We start from the raw sequence: 2,282 nt of genomic DNA, 5'->3' as shown, positions 1-2,282 counted from the left end.
AGTTTTTCTTGCCAAGACAGACTGCCCGTAGCGCGCGCTCAGCAGCGTTATTATCCGGCTCTGCCAGACCATCATCGCAGTAGTAGCACAGCGCATCCCACTGGTTCAGAGCATAAGCGAACGCCTCGCCCAGCCGGGATTTCTTCGACAGAGTGGCGCTTTTCTCCACCAACCAGTCATGCAGGGAGATCAGTAATGGCTTACTTCGGGAGCGCCTGGTTGCCAGCCGCTCAGTTGCCGGGAGGCCGCGTATTTCCTCTTCCACCGCGTACAGTTCACCGATACGTTTCAGGGCTTCCCCTGCCGTCGCTGTCTGAGTGCTTATATAGATGTCGTGGATTTTTCGGCGCGCGTGGGCCCAGCATGCGGCTTCTGTTAACGGGCCTCCATCACGCTCTGCGCCGAACAACCTGTCGTACCCTGCGAAGGCATCGGCCTGCAGCACACCATGATAATGGCGAAGATGGTATTGAGGATGTTTTCCTTGCCGGTCCGGTGAGTACGCGAACCACGCCGCCGGTGGGTCAGACGAGCCAGCGCTCCGGTCGTCGCGCACATACGTCCAGATGCGCCCGGTTTTCGTCTTCTTTCTCCCCGGTGCCAGTACCGGCACCGGGGTATCGTCCGTATGCAGTTTGCGGCAGTTCATCACGTAGTGGTAAAGGGCTTCATCCAGCGGTGCCATTAACCGGCAACAGGCATCCACCCAGTTGGAGAGCAGCGCACGACTCAGATCCACGCCCTGACGGGCAAAGATTTCGCACTGACGATATAGCGGCAGGTGTTCGCAGTATTTTGCCGTTAACACCCGGGCCAGCAGACCCGGCCCGGCGATACCCCGATCGATAGGGCGTGATGGCGCAGGGGCTTCAACGATACAGTCGCATCGGGTGCAGGCCTTTTTTACCCTGACCGTGCGGATCACTTTCAGGGCGCTGGAGACCAGTTCCAGTTGCTCCGCGCTGACTTCACTGAGATATGCCATATCACTACCGCAACCTGGACAGCAGGTTGCGGCTGGCTCCAGCCTGTTTATTTCGCGGGGAAGATGCTCAGGTAGAGGACGGCGGTGGCGCGACTGGCGAAGCTGACGTGGAACCTGCTGATCGTTATCCCGGCCATTGTAACGATCGCTTTGCTGTTCCTGCTGTTTCAGCAGGACTTCTGCGTCTTCAACCTGTCGGCGAAGTTTTTCTGAACGGGTACCGAACAGCATCCGCCGTAGTTTTTCTATCTGCGCCCGCAGATGCTCTATTTCACGCTCTTCGTTCTCTATTTTCTCTTCTGCCCGGGCCAGCGCCGAACGCAGGAACGACTCAGTCTCTGCAACGAGGCTAAGCTGACTGTCTTTCTGGCGAAGCGCATCTTCCAGCGCGGCGATACGGGTGAGATAGTCCTGTTTCATGCCCGCTGTTATAGCAACGGGATGATTTAATTTACAACATACTCAGCGCGTTGGAGCGGGATGTTTTGGGCTGGCGCCAGTCCAGTTTGTCGAGGAGCATGGTAAGTTGCGAGCGGGTGATGGCGATTTTGCCGTCGCGTACAGCAGGCCAGACGAACTGTCCCTCTTCCAGACGTTTGGTAAACAGACACAGACCGTCAGCATCAGCCCAGAGGATCCTCACGGTGTCACCTTTGCGGCCACGGAAGATAAACAGGTGGCCGGAGAACGGATTTTCATCAAGGGCATGCTGTACCAGTTCGCCCAGACCATTGAACGACTTACGCATATCCGTAACGCCGGCAACCAGCCAGATACGGGTGCCTGACGGGAGGGATATCATTGGCTTCTCCCGGTCAGCTCGCGAAGCAGTACAGCCAGCAACTCTGGTGACGGATTCTCCAGCGTCATTTTGCCGTGGCGGAACTCAACACAACAGGAGGAGGCATTCAGCGCTGAGAACTGACCCGGATCTGTGTTCGTCTCACCTGTTGGTGCTGGATCAGATATCACCTCGACAGGCAGCATCATCGGTGATGGTGACGATTCGACTGTTGTCGGAAGGCGGCGTGATATACGCCCTTCATTCTGCCAAAGCCGTAGCCATTTGAAGATGACGTTATCATTGATGCCGTTGTCACGGGCAATCTGAGCAACGCAGGCTCCGGGACGAGAAGCCAGTTCGACCATACGGAGCTTGAAGTCATTCGAATAATTTTTACGAGGTTCTTTTCGCCAGGATTGGGTTTCCATACTTAGATGTCCGTCAGTAACAGGTGGGCGTCTAAGTTACCAGCACTGGCTTAATGGCTACATACGGCGCTGGCTTTACGCTTAC

The 2,282-nt window shown here is 56.3% G+C and carries 3 protein-coding genes; all 3 read right to left on the bottom strand.

The features are described 5' to 3' along the window. A partial coding sequence (tnpC, locus tag AAIR21_RS27605; RefSeq protein ID WP_434682797.1) for an IS66 family transposase occupies positions 1 to 1,405 on the bottom strand: 1,405 nt, incomplete at its 3' end. A 31-nt stretch (positions 1,406 to 1,436) separates the two neighbouring features. Beyond that, positions 1,437 to 1,787, bottom strand: coding sequence for an IS66 family insertion sequence element accessory protein TnpB (gene tnpB, locus AAIR21_RS27600; protein WP_212563451.1), 351 nt, complete (start codon positions 1,785 to 1,787; stop codon positions 1,437 to 1,439). After that, positions 1,784 to 2,197, bottom strand: a complete 414-nt coding sequence (gene tnpA, locus AAIR21_RS27595; RefSeq protein ID WP_147839141.1) for an IS66-like element accessory protein TnpA — start codon at positions 2,195 to 2,197, stop codon at positions 1,784 to 1,786. The genes tnpB and tnpA overlap by 4 nt, the downstream gene beginning before the upstream one ends. Positions 2,198 to 2,282 lie beyond the last annotated feature (85 nt).

Origin of the sequence: Enterobacter sp. PTB (assembly GCF_051130085.1) — a bacterium.
In the GTDB taxonomy this organism is placed as follows: Bacteria; Pseudomonadota; Gammaproteobacteria; order Enterobacterales; family Enterobacteriaceae; genus Enterobacter; species Enterobacter ludwigii.
Note: the sequence above shows the minus strand (reverse complement) of the source record. Positions and strands in the feature narration are given on the sequence as shown.